We start from the raw sequence: 15,756 nt of genomic DNA, 5'->3' as shown, positions 1-15,756 counted from the left end.
AAACCTTACCAAGCGGCCGCGGAATCGTCGATGATCCGGCCGTCCGTGGTGACGGGATTCCTGGCCGATCGGCGCGTCACCTCCGCAGCGATCGCGACGGGGACACCTACGCTTTCGGGTGAGCCGCGTGGCGCTTGCCGCGGGTTTTCTCACCTCAACCGGCGGCTAGCGTCTTGCCGCTCATTGCACTGCAAATCACGGTGTTTTTGATTGAAAGTGGCACTGTCCAGCCAGGCGAATTCGGACGGCAGCGAATCGAACGGACGACGCACCGGTTCGGGCCGGTTTCGCTGCGAGCCCGTTCAGCCGCGGGCCGGTTTCGGGGGGCGAACGGATTTCGCCGGTCGACGCTTGACGGGGTGCAGCGAGTGCTGGGCTTGAAAGGCAACATCCGCGATCAGGGTGTCGACGCGATTGCGACAAACCGCGTAGGCGGCCAGCGAGGGGATCGCCACCACCAGTCCGCCCACGGTGGTCACCAACGCCTGGTAAATGCCTTCGGCCAGATCTCCGGCCCCGGCGGCCCCGCGGGTCGCGGCAACCTGCTGGAACGCAAAAATCATCCCGGTGACGGTCCCCAGCAGACCGACCATCGGGGCGATGTTTCCGATCACCGACAGGTACTCGATCCGACGCATCATCCGTGCGGATTGTTCGGCCAGTGAGTCTTCGACGGCTTTCTCCACGGCGTGCCAACCCGATTCGATTTCGGCCAGCCCGGATAACAGCACGACGCTCAAAACGCTCGGCTCACGACGACAGGCCGCATCGGCTTCCGGCAGCCGGGCGGTCAACAGGGCTTGCCGAACCGTTTCGCTCAAGCCTTCGGGCAGCACTTCTTTCCGACGCAGTGTCATGATCTGGTCGAACACTAAATAAGCCGCAACGAAGCTCAGCGAGAGCAACACCACCAGGATGATGGCGCCGGTCACGCCGCCGCTGAGCAAGATCTCGAACAGCCCCGCCGATTCGCCGGCCAATTCGTTGTCGGCTTGGGCTACCAGAACAGGCATCGTTATCGACCAACTCATTTGTCGGGTCAGGTGGGCTCGACCGGGGCGTCGGATTGCGTCATCAAGCCGGCGGATGGCGCGAGGGCAAAGCGTAGCGTATCCGATCGGCCAATCCAACAGTGGTCGCCCTAACGTGGCCCGGAGGAGTGGCCGGAGGAAGCGTCACTCCGGGTGACCGCCCGCACCGGCGGAAACCAGGAACTCTGCGTCGCTCAACAGCGGGTCGTCCCACTGCAGACGCAACACGCGGTCACGTTGCAAGTCGTCGATTGCCTGTTCGTGTTGCTCGCGAATGGCTTGTTCGGCCGCCCGCACGCGCCGCCTTGATTGGGCGACCGACAAGGCGATCATCGCAAACACCGCGGTGGGAAACACCGACAGCAGCAGACTGGTCAGCACCGTCGCAAATTCGGGTTTGGGAAAATGCTCCATGGTCATGCGGCCGCCGGCCAAGGCTTCGTAACTGGCCACCAGGTACTCGCTGTAGATCGCCACGAAGGGGCCGGCCATCAGAATCCAAAAGATGGCGGTTCCGAGCAACGCCATCACGGTGGCCGCGCCGGGACCGACGGCGTTGCGGTCGATGGTGGTCTGCAGGATGTTTTGTGAACGTTCCTGCAGCGCATCGAGGCCGCCGAGGGAGGCCACGTGGTAGGCGTCTTGATCGCGACGCATCGCGGCGGTGGACAGGTCACTTCGGTCATCGCCGGGAATGTTCGCGGTGCCGCTGCGCAACAGCATCAGTTCGTCGCGGAACTGTGCGGCCAGCGGTCCAAGCCGATCGGTGACCGCGGCGGCGGCCCGCTTGCGGAGTCCGTCACGCATTTCGTCGTTGGCGGATCGGTCCGACGTCAGCGATCGCGTGGAAGTCCAGATCGCACTGACCAGCGAAGGAAGCGAACCCGAGAGGGACAGCACCACCCGGTCCCAGGCTCCGTGAGTCAGATTCAACAGCCCCAACAGCGAACGGTAGGGAAACCAAATGGCGCCGGTTTCGGTCAGCAGCCGCAACCGCAGGCGGCTGCGCACCGCAGCTTGCAGGGGCCCCTCGGGTCCGATCAGCGTCTGGGCCACTTCGCCCGGCAGCCGCGTCGCGGCGTCGTTCAATCGGTTGACCGCGCGGGTCAGCCCCGGCAGTTGATCGGCCAGCAAGGCGCACAGGGCGGCTCGGAATCGACCATCAAGCGCCTTCAGGCGTGTGCTCTTGCGGCGATCACTGTCGGGGTTGTTTTCGAGTTCCAATTTCAGCCGGCGGAAGACTTCCTGCACCGCCTCGCTGCCGACCTCCTGGGCGTCGCGCCCGGTGGCTTCGAAGTCGTCGATCTGGACTGGCCGGGCGACGATGCTGCCCGGTGCCGCCGAACGCAGGTTGGAGAGAAAGACGTCGACATCGCCCTGCAGTGCATCGTCCTCGCGTCCGACCGTGTTGATGACCGGGATCACGATCGAACCTTCGCTGGCCGACGCCAACGCTCCGGGGGTGTAGGCGCGAATCTGGTCGCGGCGGACGACCAGTACCAGGGCCGATGCGAGCGACAGGGCGCGCTGAGCCACTTCGGCGATTCCCCGACGATCGTCGGTCGAACCCGGGGCATCGACCAGCACGTACGGAACACCCAGCGGCTCCATGTCCTCGGCGGCCACGCGGACAAACTGCTCGAACCGCGGGTCCAGGTCCGCTGGGGGCCGCGGTCCGACCCAAACCAGTTGCTCCGTTGCCTGGTCAGCACGCGTCCCGCTGCGGATCGAATCGGCCGCGGCGGATCGACGGACGATCTGTCGGACCAGCCAGGATTTTCCCTGACCGGTCGCGCCGACGATCGCCAGGACCAGAGAGCCGGCGGAGCGGTCCTGGGAGATCAGTTGGCGAGCCTGGGCGTGTTCGTCGCAAAGTTCCTGCACTTGCCGTCCGATTTCGCTATCGCCCAAAACCGACCGCGCGGTCCGGCGGACTTGGCGCAGGAATTCGTCGGCCGGCTGGTCGTCCAGGTCGTTGTGGGAAGGGGCATCCACGGGATTACCTTGGGAAGGGACGCGACGCATCGGGGAAAGATTGATTCAACGGTCGCGTGGCAGAATTGCGGCGAGTTCTTTTTCGAACGCGTCTCGGACACGATACACCGACAGGCTGCGGTCCACGGGCAAAGCCGCCGCTGGCGGTGTCGGAAGGTTGGGCGTTGGAAAGCGGTGTTTGGATTGTTTGATCTGTATCGTTGGCAACGGCTCGCCGGGATCCACACCGATGTGCTGACACATCAACACGTAGAACATCGACATCTGTTCGACGGCCGCCTGGGTGCTGAGCGTTTGGGCGTTTTTCCCCCCGGCCCAGTAAGCCGAGAAAGCCGTCAATCCGGCGGCAGCCAGCAATTCGACGATCGATGCGTTGGCCAGGATGGAGGTTCCAAAGTCGAAGGGCAACATCAGGATGCTGCCGAAGGTGGCCAGCATGGCGGCCAACGGGGTCAGCCCGAAGGCCAGTTTCTTGTGGCGGGGGATCTGTCGCCACATGTCTTGTGCGACCGCCCGCAACTGTTGACCATCAAACTGAACCCGATCGTTCTGGTCGAAGGTTCGCAGGATGGTTTCCATCGTCTGTTGCCAGGCCGATGGGTCCAGCGGGTTGTTCTGGTCGCCGAACCAGTGGGGCAGCGTCAGCGGCGCGCCGAATCGGCGTAACGCTCCGTCCAGTTCGCGCGGATCGACCAGATGGCCGACCTTGTTGGACTTGAACTTCTCCTTGATCGATTCGGCATAGCTTTCCGCCATCGCGGTCGGCGCGTATTGCTTGATCATCGCCGTCGCGGCTTTGGCGCGTCCCTGGATGAACGTGTTGATGCGCACACCCCAACGGGCATACCAGGGTGCCGCATCGCAAAAGGCCGCCGCCAGCTGATTGACGATTCGTTCGGATTGATGCATGCGGACTTCGGCAATGTTCCCCGCCGCGTCCTGCCGGGTGAACAGGCTGATCGTCGTTTCGAACAGTGTCTGACGCGCCCTCAATGTCTGGGCCAGCGAGCGTTCGGCGTCTTCGGTGATCAATCGCATGCCACGATCCCAGACGCTTCGCCGGAGTGCCGTTTGTCGACCATGAAGAAAACGGTCGGATGCTTCGGGACGCTCCAGCTCTTTCGGCAAATGCGTCAACAATCGATCGTGCGAGATTGCCGCCGGCGGGTTCTCGTCGGGTTGTGGCGACAACGAAAAGAAAATCGGCAACGGGTCTTCGGCGGGATTCTCCACCTGCACGGATTCGTCACCGTCGTGGACAGTTTTGGGAATGAAGGGTTCGCTGCCGGGGATCTCAAAGTCGTACGCCCCGTACACCCGCTCGACACCGAATTTGTCCGCTTGGGGCTGGAAGGATTCCAACACCTCTTCGGGAGTTTGCCCGGGGCGGATCTTGTTAATCGCCAGCAAGCGTGGGATCCCCGGCATCAAGTCCGACGTGGTCTTCAAGATGTCGCCCAAGGATCGGTCGCGGGCCATGCCGGGCGTGGAGACGATCAAGAATGCCGAGCAGAAGGTGGATGCTTTTCCCAGCAGCTCGCGTCGACGTTCCGGTGATCCGACGCCGAACATTTCGTCGGAGACGATGTCGGGGCAATCCAGTAATCCGACTCCCAGGGCGTCCAATGCCTCGTCGGTGGCCACCAGCGGGACGCCCAGGGCATCGGCCCCGCCGGTGCGATTGTTGTATTGTTGATGTGCCTGTTCGGGATCTTCGGCCAGCAATTCCGGGGCGTGGCCCACGGCATCACCAAAGTCTTCCAGCAACAGTCGCCACAGCGATTCGTCGTCCCGCCACTTCGACGGCAGCCACAACACGAATCGGTGCGTGCCGTGACGGTTGGCAACGCCGCGGAGCGTCCGCTTCCGTCCGGCCGGGCTCAACAGGGCAGCAACCAGGCTGGTCTTGCCGCTGTTGAGCATCCCGGCGACTGCCAGCGTTGGGTACTCCGCCAACCGCGCCCCGTGAAAGACCTGCCGCCCGAGCGAAACCACGTCGCCGGCCGCTTCGGCGTCGACGCGCCGCAGCCCCGTCAGAAAGCTTTCGTGTCGCGGGTCGGGGTACAGCCGGGCGATTGCGGCACGTCGATCGTCGTCTTCAAGCAGGGCCTGCAATCGAGGCCAATCGATCGGTTCAGCCTTCTTTCGTCGTTTTTGACCAAACATAGGGTGTGTTCAGTTCACGGTTGGATCGGCCGGCGACGCAACCGGTGGGCGTTGTCCGGTGACGGGGCGTTGGCCATCGGCGTCGCCCCCGGGGTGCAAGTCTCGCACGTCTGATGCCAAGACAGAAGGCCCGTCAAAAACCTGCGTCCACCACAGGCCGGCGTCACGCTGCGTCCATCGGGGGCTGTTCGAACAGGCCAATAGCCGCGAGGCCAGTTCAGTGACCGTCGCCGGACGTTCGCCGGGGGTGCGGTGCAAGCATTCCATCAGGACTTCCTGGATGTCATCGGCAATCGGCGCGTGGATCCTGCGGTCGGGACGCGGGGGTTCTTGATAAAGCTTCAGCGCGCACACGTCGGCCGGGGTATCCGCTTCAAACGGAGGAACCCCGCAAAGCAGGCTGTAACCGACCGCACCGATGGAATAGATGTCGCTGAGTACGCCGACGCTGGATGCATCACGGATCGATTCCGGCGCCATGTAATGCGGTGTGCCCGTCAAGGTGTCCGCACGCGTCAGCTGCTGCGTGTCCCGGCCGACTTGTTTGGCAAGGCCGAAATCAAGCACCTTCACCAGATCGTGGATTCCCGAACGCGAGGTCACCACGACGTTGGCCGGTTTGATGTCGCGATGGATCAATCCGGCTTGATGGGCTTCGGCAATCGATCCGCAGATTTGCAGCAGCAGATAAATGACGCGTTCGGCAGGTTGACGACCGTAGTGCTCAATCAACAGGTCCAATGAAATGCCATCGACCAATTCCATCACGTAAAAGAACGTGCCTTCGTCGGTTCTGCCGAAGTCGTAGATCTCGATCGTGTTGGGGTGTTGCAGCCGAGCGGTCAGTTGCACTTCGCGCTGGAACCGCAGCAATGCTTCGTCGGTCGCATCGGTATTCTCCAGGACCTTGATTGCCACCGGTCGGTCAAGCAATTCGTGAAAGCCCAGGTACACCGTTCCCATCCCGCCGCGACCGATCACGCGGTCCAGCCGGTATTGGCCGAGTCGACGGTTCAAGGGTGCCAAACGATCCGCGCGGCGTTTGGGACGCATCACCCAAGCGAAAGCCAACAGGCTGCCGGCCGTGGTGGCCACCAGACCCAGCAGCGCAAAGAAATAGTTGCGCAGAATTCGCAGGGGGCGGTACGCTTCTTCGACGTCCTGTTCGGTGACGACCCCAAATCCGTAATCGGCCAGCCATCGCCAGGCCCCCACCACCGGAACGCCCCGGTAGTCGTCGTATCCGGCCAGGTTCTCGCCCTCGCCGCCGCGGGTCGCCATCTCCGCCATCTCGGTCAGCGGGGATTCCTCCGCCGACGAATCCGGAGCCACGCTGCGTCGGTGGTGGGCGGTGCGTGGGTCTCGGATCTGCAGATTCAACGGACTGGACTGCTGATCGCCCAGCAGCCCTAACGTACGCAATTGAGATTCGAACCGGCTGCGCGAAAGCAGAGTGGCCTGGCGGTCAAAGGCGTACGTCTCACCGCTTTCACCCAGGCGAGCGACAGACAAGATGTCGGTGAACTCACCGCCCGGATCGATCGTCAGCGCCAACAGTCCTTGGTGTTCCAGGCTGTCTCCCAGCGGCGCCATCGCGCACATGACGGCAGTGGACTGCGGCGATCCGCCGGCGGAAGATTCCGTTTGCCATTCGAAGGGCAATGAAACGGTTGCCCGACCGGCGGCAAGCTGCGAGGCGCGATGCTCCTGCAGAGGCAAGTGTTGTCCCAGGAGAGAATCGTCACTGGCGGCGACCACAATGCCCAGACGATCCGCCAGGATCCAGTCCAGGTAACCTGCGTCACGCAGTCGTCGGAGTTGTTCAGCGGAAATGATCGACTCCGCGTCCGGTTCGGACGCTGCGTCACCATCCAACCGCGCCAACGCGGCCCGGCGGATCGCCGGATCGGCAGCCAGATGGGACACCCAATCGCGTTGCTGTTCCAACCACAACCGCAACGCCGTGACGTTTGCGGCCAGCACCGTTTGCAGCGACTCCCGAACTTGCGATCGGACACTCTTTCGCACGCGCCAACCGGCGAACAACGTGACGCCGACCAGGACGATCGCCACCAACGTGGCCACCGGCGGCGACAACGGGCCCACGGGAGATTGCCGGAACGCTTCCATCAACGTCGACGTCGCCGACTTTCGCTCCGACGGCGGGTGCCGGTGTGGGTCCCGCTGTGGGGCCCAATGCACCGCGGTCGCACGCCTTGTTGGATCGGCTGGTTGATGACGAGATGGCATCGCCCCAGTATAGGTGAACTCCGCTGCGGCCGACTTCACCAGGGACGCCCACTTTAACTAGGGACGTTCGCTGCCGTCGGGTGTCCCAGATGGCGGTCGCATTAGTCGCCCGCCGATCGGCGGCGTCCCATCAGCAATCCGATTCCCAATAACAGCACCGCGGCCAGAACAACCAAGGAAGCCGCGATCGCGTATTTGAATGTCGCTCGACCGCTGAACAGCTGGTTCCACGCCAAGCGTTGATCCGCGTCGATCCCCTGCAGGACCGCCATGGCTGTCGGTGGTCCGTCCTCCGGTCCCGGGCCGGTGGCAGCCACCGTGCTGGTGAACAGCGTTGCGGAGTCGCTGTGGCATTCGGTGCATCCGGTGATCCCCAGCGACCAACCGGCCGGGCGCACGCGGTGCGCTATCGGCCAGCGGATCATCCCCGTTGCCTGCGGGTCCTGGACTTCCAGCTTTTGGATCCCCTCACCATCCGCTGACGTGGCGTAGACGGTTCCGCTGGAAACATAGGCGGCGCGTTCGACGCCCAATTCTTCTTGAATGGCCGCCAACGCCGCCGCAACTTTCTCTTGGAACAATTCTTGTCCCGCGGCTTGTCGCGCCGCCTGCACTTTTTGCGTTTCCTCGTCCGTCCATTCCTGCGGGTCGACCCGGTAGCGGTCTTCCCCGATCAGCTCCTTCAGTTCGCTGCTGCGCAGTTCGGGCATCACGATCTCGGTCTGGAAGTCATTGCGTACCCGCAAGGATCGACGCGTGATGTCGTAGACCGATTCCGGATCCAGCGGTCGCAGCGTGTCATCCTGGATGACGGCCCAAAAGGCCGGCCACATCACACGGTGCGGATAGATTCGTCCGTCAGGCTGCTTCGCGTACACCGGACCGAGGATCCGCGGCAGTTCCTGGCCGCTGCGATGTTCCTTTTCTCCCAGGGAATGAGCCAGCGAGGTCATGATGCCCAGGGCCTGATCGCGCGGCAGTGGTCCGGCGTGGCAGGCGGTGCAGGACAGTTTCTCGAAGTGCACCGGCGGAAGCCCGGCGTGGGCTGGACGTGGTGATCCCAGACGTCCGGCCAGTGAGCGGATCTCGGTCACTTCCCGGGTCGGTGCGGTTCCCCGTTCTTTTTCCACTTGTTCGTTCTGCCCTGCGTCGGCCTGCTCTGTGTCGGCCAGCTCTGTGTCGGCCAGCTCTGTGTCGGCCAGCTCTGTGTCGGCCAGCTCGGGGTCGGCCAGCTCGGGGTCGGCCAGCTCGGGGTCGGCCCGCTTTGTGTCGGCCGGCTCGGCGTCGGCCGCAGCGGATTTGCCGTTCGCTGCCAGATTCACTTCCGTGGACAGCTGCTCGACAAACTCGGAACCCAGATGGCATCCGGCGCAGGACAGGGTCACCATTGATTGACCGTCAGGACGCTTCTCGCCGGGGAAGCCGCGGACGATGTGGTGATCAATCCCGTTGCGATGGCAGTCGACACATTGCATGCCCGCCCGCAGGTGCACATCTTCGTCGTGGGTCCATCGCGATTCGATCCCCTGTTCGTTGACCGTCCGGTTGCTGTGACACTGGTAACAGGCATTGTTCTGGGGCTGTCGGACCAGGTCGACGAACACGGTGCCATCGGATGCGAACACCGATTGGTCGTACGCCACCTTTGGTAACTTCTCCTGGGTCGCTTCATCGTCCGGGTCGGCGCCGTCTTTGATTCGAGACACTTCCCCGTCGACCGTGCCGATCCGCAGCGCGGCGGTTGCTGCCCAAGAAAAGTTCTCTGCCGCAATTTGTTCGCGGCGGGCATTGAAGTCGTACTTGCCCGACACGCTGTGGCAAACCAGACAATCGATCTCCAACGATCCCGTCAGTGGCCATCGAGAGACCGGCGTCTCGGACGAGTCCTCATTCTCGGCATCGTCGGACGGTTCGTCACCCTGCGGCTGGGACGGTGCCTCGGCTTCCTCCGGGGCCACTCCGACGCCGCCGCCGGGCAAACGTCCACCAAATTTTCTGGTCAGCATCCATTGGTCGATGCCGATCTTCCGCGGATCGTAGGTCTGGGGCCAATCCCGGTAGGACAGCGGCAATTGGGTTCCGGTCCGGGCGTCGGTCCACACCCATGGTTCACCCTGGCGTCCGTCATCCGACTCGGGCAGGAAGGCGTTGAAGTGCCAGCCGTGGGCGATCGTGTCGTAATCGTGGCAGCGACCGCAGGTGTTCACACTGGAATACGGCGTGGTCGAATCCGCGGTGATCCGGCGATTGTTGGTGTCGTACAGGTGGATGTGGTGCAGGTAGCGAGAATCCGAATCGCTGTGCGCGTACTTGGTGTCACCCGCAGCCCGCACTGGGGCCGCCGAAGCCAGCAACCCGCCCAACGCGATCGCCATCCATACAGCTGTGCCAGCCGGAAAGCCGGCCCTTAGTCGGCAGCATTCCCTCGGAAACAGGTCACAGGGGGCCAAAGGTGTACGCATCGGAAAACACAGTCGCGTTAGAGAAAAGATCCGGGGATGACGCAACCACGACGGTCGGGGCGATGGCAAGGCCCCTTTCATGAGTGCGGGCTCGGTCCGCATAATCTGGCAGGTCAGGACGCTTCCGGGAACCGCTGTCCGCAGCCGCGCTTTGCCGCACCGGGGCGACTGAGCCTCCGATGATCCGACCGACGCCTCACTTTCGACGGTAAAAAACATGACTCAGACTGGCGTAATCACTTTCAAGGGCAATCCGATGACATTGGCCGGCGAGGCCCTGGAAGTCGGAAAACCGGCTCCGAATTTCACGGTCCATTATGCCGAAGGCGGCATTCAGGCGTTGACGCTGGAGGATTTGAAGGGAAAACCGACCATCATCAGCGTCGTTCCCAGCTTGGACACCCCCACCTGCGCCGTCCAGACCAAAACGTTCAACGAACAACTGGCCGCCCTGGGTGATAAAATCAACGCGGTCACCATCAGCCGAGACCTGCCCTTCGCCCAAGCACGTTTTTGCGGGGCCGAAGACATCAAAATGCGGACCGCGAGCGACTACCAGACTCACCAGTTCGGTGACGCGTGGGGGTTGACGATCGAGGAGCTGAAATTGCTCACCCGTGCGGTCTTCGTTCTGAACGCTGACGGTGAAGTCGTCCACAAGGAAATCGTGTCCGAAGTCACTGAAGAACCCGACTACGCCACCGCGATGGCGGCGCTTCGGATGTTGGTCTGAATCGTCCCCCGCCCCGCTGCACAACCGGCGATCATGCACGAAAACCGCCGAACGACCGATTCTGATTCCGTCGTGGCCGATTCTCCGATCGTGGTTGCGGCCCTGTACCGATTCGTGCGTCTGCCCGATCACGAGTCGTTGCGGCCGCGGCTGGAACAACTGCTGGCAGAGTCCGCGGTTCGGGGCAGCTTGCTGTTGGCCGCCGAGGGCATCAACGGAACGATTGCCGGCAGCCGGGAAGGAATCGACACCGTCCTGGCGGAGCTTCGTTCGATCCCCGAGTTCGCGGAGTTGGATGTCAAGGAGTCGCGTTGTGCGAAGCAACCGTTTCGGCGGATGCGGGTGCGGCTGAAGCGTGAGATTGTCACGATGGGCGTCGACGGGATCGATCCGAATCAATCGGCCGGGACGTACGTTGATCCGGAGCAGTGGAACGACTTGATCTCCGATCCCGATGTATTGCTGATCGACACCCGCAACGATTACGAGATCTCCATCGGGACCTTTGAAGGGGCGACCAACCCGGGAACAGAATCTTTCCGTCAGTTTCCCGAATACGTCCAGCAGCATTTAGATCCGGAGCGACATAAAAAAGTCGCCATGTTCTGCACCGGCGGGATCCGCTGTGAGAAATCGACCGCCCTGTTAAAGCAACAGGGTTTCCAGGAGGTGTATCACCTGCGGGGCGGGATCCTGAAGTATCTGGAAACCATTCCCGAGTCGCAGTCGATGTGGAACGGTGACTGTTTTGTGTTCGACCAACGCGTTTCGGTCGGACACGGATTGACCGAAGGCGGGCACGTGATGTGCTACGCCTGTGGATGGCCGGTCTCCGAACAAGACCAGCGGCACCCGGACTACGAACCGGGTGTCCACTGTCCCAAATGCAAGGATCAGATCAGTCAGGAGCAGCGAGAACGATTCGCGCAGCGCCAGGCGATGTGGGAAAAACAAGGACGCGATCGACCGATGCGTCCTCGTGACGAATCTGATTGAAGCGACAGCTTGCTGCGTATCTCGCAGCGCACTCACGCCGCGGACGGACTTTCTGCCATGTCGCCTTTTGCTTCCGCAAAAGCAACCCGGAGTCGACGCAACTTTCACGGTGTGATAGGCGACGCCGATGTGAACCTGATACTTTGGAGGGTGTCGTTTCTGCGGGGCGTCGGATCGCGTCGGGTCAGACTTCTTCAAGCGGCTTGAGAGTTCTCGAAGAAATTCCAAGGAATGCGAGGATGATCCGCACGTCGATTCGTTTTCGTTTCTGTCCGTTTGCCGAGGTGCGTCGATGAAACCAGAAATGCTCAGCCCGGCTCAAAAATCGGCATACGACTGGTTCGTGCATGCCGCTGATCTCGGAAACATCTTCCACTGCTGGGGAGCGTCCGGCCGTGGGCGGACCACCGTCCTCAAGTGCCTGCATGAAAAACTTGGCGGAAAGCTTGTCAGCATCCGCGATTTCGTCGAACTGGCTCAGGGGCGGCATCCGCTTGCGTTGGAGGACGCGTTGTACGCACTGCTCCTGGACGCACTCAAGCAGCACGAATGGGTGATCGTTGACGATCTGCATCTGGCCACGGCACCCGTGGGTGATTGCGGTCATTTTTATCCGCGTTCTGGCTTCCTGGATTCGCCAATGAATGCGATTGCAACCTACGTGATCGAATCCAATAAGAAGCTGGTACTGGGTAGCAATGGGAACCTGCCTCGCCCCCTACGGGAACGCTGCTACGCCTACAGCATCGACGGTTTTCAACCTGAGGATTATCAACATCTTTGCAATCAGTTCTGTGGGCAACCGGCAAGCGACGTCAATTTTCAGAAGGTGCATCGCTTCGCGCCAAAGTTAAACGCTCATCAGCTGAAACTCGCTTGCGAGTGGTTGAAGAAGACCAGAGAGATCGAGACCGATTCGTTCATTGGTTACCTGCGGAGTCAGCAACTGGCAAGCAATGTGTCGTTGGGCGAGGTCGCCAACGTCGATTTAAGCGAGCTCAAGGGAGTTGATGACGTGATCGCCAGCCTTGAAGCTCACATTGCCGTGCCGCTCGAAAACGATGAATTGGCCAATGAGTTGGGGTTGAAGCCCAAACGCGGTGTCTTGCTTGTCGGACCACCCGGCACGGGCAAGACCACGATCGGCCGCGCCTTGGCACATCGGCTGAAGGGCAAGTTCTTTCTCGTCGATGGGACGTTCATTTCCGGCACCGAACAGTTTTACGGAAGAATCCATCAGGTCTTCGAAGCCGCGAAGAACAATGCCCCCTCCGTCATCTTCATCGACGACAGTGACGTCATCTTCGAGAGCGGAAAAGAGCATGGCCTGTATCGTTACCTTTTGACCATGCTTGATGGACTTGAAAGCGAAAGTGTGGGTGAGGTGTGCGTGATGATGACGGCGATGGACGTGGGAAACCTGCCACCGGCTTTGGTGCGCTCGGGCCGAATCGAGCTTTGGCTCGAAATGCATCTGCCAGACCCTTCGGCAAGGACAGCCATCATCAAAGAGCACCTCTCGGCCGCGCCTGCTCCGTTGCGAGAGGCGGACGTCCCTGCTCTTGTCGAGGAAACCGACGGTTTCACAGGTGCCGACCTGAAGCGGACGATTCAGGACGGCAAGGCGCTGTACGCCTACGCGAGAGTTAACGGGGAAGATCAGATCTCGGTTACCGAGCAGTACCTCAAGGCGGCCGCTGCGGTTCGTGAAAGCAAAGGGAAGTACGCGGAAGCCGTCGGACGGGCCAACGAAGCTCATCCCTCCCGGCCTCCGTGGTTCAGTCCTTTCTCGTACTCAGAGTTTGAGACGTCGGAGACTGACGATTGACGGTTTGCATGCGCCGGGGCCCGGACAAAGGCGGGGGCGTCAAGGTCGGTGGACTCAGATCTGGACCGGGACCAGTTTGATCTGGCGAATGTCGCAGACCGCGGCTTTCGCTTTGGATCGTGGGCGCACCTCGATCCGGTATCGCCCCGGTTGAAGATCGAATAGCCCGATCATCCGGACCACAAAGTTTTGGAAGTGCCCGGTGTCTTCGACGACCAGGGGCAGTAGTTGACGCTGTGATCCGTCCTCGGACACACAGATCACGTCGACTTCGCTTCCGCCGTTGCCTTTGCCACATCCCTGTGCAATCCGGCATTCGAAGCGGCCCGCCTGGTCGACTCGGAAATGCCATTCGGCCCAATCGTTGACGTCGGTCCAGTAGCCGATCGTGTTCTTGTGTGGCTGAGGTTCGAAGCGAAGTTTTTCACCGTGGGTCACCGCATCGTGGGCCGGCAAGACAATCTCTCCGTCATGGTTCGGCCGCGCGACCACCGGCTTTGTCGCCACGCGGACCGGTTGAAAGGTTTCCAAGCGAATCGTGGTGGGCAGATCGATGGACTTGGGAACCTCGATCCGCCACTGCGTTGGTTCCGGCTGCAATTTCAAATCCGGGCCGTCCGGCATTCCCCGCCAAGTCAACGATTTCATCCGATTGTTCAGCCGCGGCAGCGACACAAACCCGCTCTCGGGCATCGAATCGATGACCAGCAGCACCTCCTTTCCCTGGATCTCGATTTTTCCCCAGCCGACGTCGGGAATCTCCTCGCCACTGCTTTGGGCGTGGAGGAGTCGGCCGGACAGGATCAGGGCGCAAAGCAACAGCAAATGAGAGATGCGGATCATCGGGGAGGGGAACATGTGTGAGCAAAGAAGTCGAACGCAAGCTGGACCGCTGCCGACGGAGGGATCTCATCGATCAGGTCACGCGTCCCATCAGGATACTCCACCGTCACGGGATGCGGTTCGCTACGGTCTGGGCGACCGCCAGAAAGTTCCCTCGGATTCGCATCGTGGAAGCGAGTCGACGATGGCTTGCTTGGCAGCGCAGGGAAGAAACGACGGGCGTCTTCCTGATAGGGCTGTGCCGGGAGGAAGGGGGTAGACGACTTTGCGGGTTCCCCCACAATGCGAGTTTTTCCGCCGGCCCGAGCGGGTGGAATGCTTCCTCATTTAGCGAACGACATCAACGATGGAACAACGACGACTTGGACGAAGCGGCATCGTGGTCAGTGATATCTGCATGGGCACCATGACGTTCGGGGGGCAATGCGACGAATCGCTCAGCCACCAGATCTGTGACGTCGCCTTCGATGCCGGAATCGATTTTTTCGACACGGCGGAAATCTATCCGGTCCCTCCATCGGCCGATCTGGTCGGAAAGACCGAGGAGTTTTTTGGTCGTTGGTTGAAGCAGAAACCGCGTGAATCCGTGATCGTCGCCAGCAAGGTCACCGGTCCCGGCCACGGATGGTTCCAGCCGCCGGTGCGTCACGGAAAGACCGCACTGGATCGACGACAAATCATTCAGGCCTGTGAAGGCTCGTTGAAGCGATTGGGGACCGACTACATCGATTTGTACCAGACGCACTGGCCCGATCACGGGATGCCCTACGAGGAGGTTCTGGGGGTGCTGACCGAGTTGCGCGAGCAGGGAAAAGTGCGTGCGATCGGAGCCAGCAATGAAACGTCGTGGGGCATGATGAAAGCATGTTGGACGGCGGATACCTTTCCGGTCGATCGGTACGAGACGGTGCAGAACAATTTCAGTCTGATCAACCGTCGGTGTGAGAGTGAACTGGCGCAGGTGTGCCGCCGCGAAGGCATCTCGCTGTTGCCGTATTCGCCACTTGGAGGCGGCGTGTTGACCGGCAAGTACCAGGACAGTCCGCCGCCCGGGGCGCGGTTCACCGCCTATCTGACCGAAGGCGGCGAGCGTCAGCAGCGGATGGCCAAACGATTCGTCAACGATCGGACGTTGGAAACCACGCGCCGCTTGACGGAGATCGCCAATGAGATCGGGACAACGGTGACCGCGCTGTCGGTTGCTTGGAGTCGCCAGCACGACTTTGTCGCTTCCACGATCATCGGGGCGACCAGCGTGGCGCAGCTTCAGGAGTCGCTCGAGGCCCGCGATTTGATCCTTTCCGAGGAAACGCTGTCGCAAATCGACCAGGTGGACTTTGAGATTCCGACCCCGATGACCGAGGACGGACTGCGACGGCTTTGATCGCCGCCGGCCACCGTTCCGCTCGGCCGCCGTTTCGGCTTCATCGGTTCATGCCAATTTGCGTGGCG

The 15,756-nt window shown here is 61.6% G+C and carries 10 protein-coding genes; 4 read left to right on the top strand and 6 right to left on the bottom strand.

Annotated features, from left to right (window positions below):
- Window positions 1-302 precede the first annotated feature (302 nt).
- The 5 genes from FYK55_RS06205 to FYK55_RS06185 form a co-directional block, all read right to left on the bottom strand.
- Window positions 303-1,013 carry a MotA/TolQ/ExbB proton channel family protein gene (locus tag FYK55_RS06205; protein WP_235908463.1) on the bottom strand — a complete coding sequence of 237 codons (711 nt, stop codon included), beginning with the start codon at window positions 1,011-1,013 and terminating at the stop codon, window positions 303-305.
- Between the two features lie 162 nt (window positions 1,014-1,175).
- Window positions 1,176-3,056 carry a GTPase domain-containing protein gene (locus tag FYK55_RS06200; protein WP_150075521.1) on the bottom strand — a complete coding sequence of 627 codons (1,881 nt, stop codon included), beginning with the start codon at window positions 3,054-3,056 and terminating at the stop codon, window positions 1,176-1,178.
- 15 nt (window positions 3,057-3,071) lie between these two features.
- Window positions 3,072-5,192 carry a hypothetical protein gene (locus FYK55_RS06195; protein ID WP_150075520.1) on the bottom strand — a complete coding sequence of 707 codons (2,121 nt, stop codon included), beginning with the start codon at window positions 5,190-5,192 and terminating at the stop codon, window positions 3,072-3,074.
- Window positions 5,193-5,201: 9 nt separating this feature from the next.
- Window positions 5,202-7,322 (bottom strand): serine/threonine protein kinase, encoded by a 2,121-nt coding sequence (locus tag FYK55_RS06190; protein ID WP_161604332.1) that lies wholly within the window; start codon window positions 7,320-7,322, stop codon window positions 5,202-5,204.
- A gap of 221 nt (window positions 7,323-7,543) precedes the next feature.
- Complete coding sequence (locus FYK55_RS06185) at window positions 7,544-9,817, bottom strand: multiheme c-type cytochrome (RefSeq protein ID WP_150075518.1); 2,274 nt, start codon at window positions 9,815-9,817, stop codon at window positions 7,544-7,546.
- A 304-nt stretch (window positions 9,818-10,121) separates the two neighbouring features.
- Between FYK55_RS06185 and tpx the strand changes: the two genes are divergently transcribed.
- The 3 genes from tpx to FYK55_RS06170 all read left to right on the top strand — a co-directional run bounded on the left by tpx (window position 10,122) and on the right by FYK55_RS06170 (window position 13,461).
- Entirely contained in the window at window positions 10,122-10,637 is a 516-nt protein-coding gene (gene tpx / locus FYK55_RS06180) for a thiol peroxidase (protein ID WP_150075517.1), read from the top strand.
- A 33-nt stretch (window positions 10,638-10,670) separates the two neighbouring features.
- Window positions 10,671-11,633 carry an oxygen-dependent tRNA uridine(34) hydroxylase TrhO gene (trhO, locus tag FYK55_RS06175; protein ID WP_150075516.1) on the top strand — a complete coding sequence of 321 codons (963 nt, stop codon included), beginning with the start codon at window positions 10,671-10,673 and terminating at the stop codon, window positions 11,631-11,633.
- 292 nt (window positions 11,634-11,925) lie between these two features.
- Entirely contained in the window at window positions 11,926-13,461 is a 1,536-nt protein-coding gene (locus FYK55_RS06170; RefSeq protein ID WP_150075515.1) for an AAA family ATPase, read from the top strand.
- A gap of 54 nt (window positions 13,462-13,515) precedes the next feature.
- Here FYK55_RS06170 and FYK55_RS06165 read toward each other — a convergent pair whose 3' ends face one another.
- Window positions 13,516-14,304 (bottom strand): hypothetical protein, encoded by a 789-nt coding sequence (locus FYK55_RS06165; RefSeq protein ID WP_150075514.1) that lies wholly within the window; start codon window positions 14,302-14,304, stop codon window positions 13,516-13,518.
- Window positions 14,305-14,650: 346 nt separating this feature from the next.
- On the opposite strand from FYK55_RS06165, the gene FYK55_RS06160 reads away from it, so the two are divergent.
- Window positions 14,651-15,688: an aldo/keto reductase gene (locus FYK55_RS06160; protein ID WP_150075513.1), complete on the top strand. Its 1,038-nt coding sequence runs from the start codon at window positions 14,651-14,653 to the stop codon at window positions 15,686-15,688.
- Window positions 15,689-15,756: the final 68 nt, after the last annotated feature.

It is taken from the genome of Roseiconus nitratireducens (genome assembly GCF_008629675.1).
GTDB lineage: Bacteria > Planctomycetota > Planctomycetia > Pirellulales > Pirellulaceae > Stieleria > Stieleria nitratireducens.
Note: the sequence above shows the minus strand (reverse complement) of the source record. Positions and strands in the feature narration are given on the sequence as shown.

Coding starts and splice junctions, on each gene's coding strand:
- FYK55_RS06205 (WP_235908463.1), bottom strand. CDS start 1,013: ATGCCTGTTCTGGTAGCCCAAGCCGACAACGAATTGGCCGGCGAATCG.
- FYK55_RS06200 (WP_150075521.1), bottom strand. CDS start 3,056: ATGCGTCGCGTCCCTTCCCAAGGTAATCCCGTGGATGCCCCTTCCCAC.
- FYK55_RS06195 (WP_150075520.1), bottom strand. CDS start 5,192: ATGTTTGGTCAAAAACGACGAAAGAAGGCTGAACCGATCGATTGGCCT.
- FYK55_RS06190 (WP_161604332.1), bottom strand. CDS start 7,322: ATGGAAGCGTTCCGGCAATCTCCCGTGGGCCCGTTGTCGCCGCCGGTG.
- FYK55_RS06185 (WP_150075518.1), bottom strand. CDS start 9,817: ATGGCGATCGCGTTGGGCGGGTTGCTGGCTTCGGCGGCCCCAGTGCGG.
- tpx (WP_150075517.1), top strand. CDS start 10,122: ATGACTCAGACTGGCGTAATCACTTTCAAGGGCAATCCGATGACATTG.
- trhO (WP_150075516.1), top strand. CDS start 10,671: ATGCACGAAAACCGCCGAACGACCGATTCTGATTCCGTCGTGGCCGAT.
- FYK55_RS06170 (WP_150075515.1), top strand. CDS start 11,926: ATGAAACCAGAAATGCTCAGCCCGGCTCAAAAATCGGCATACGACTGG.
- FYK55_RS06165 (WP_150075514.1), bottom strand. CDS start 14,304: ATGATCCGCATCTCTCATTTGCTGTTGCTTTGCGCCCTGATCCTGTCC.
- FYK55_RS06160 (WP_150075513.1), top strand. CDS start 14,651: ATGGAACAACGACGACTTGGACGAAGCGGCATCGTGGTCAGTGATATC.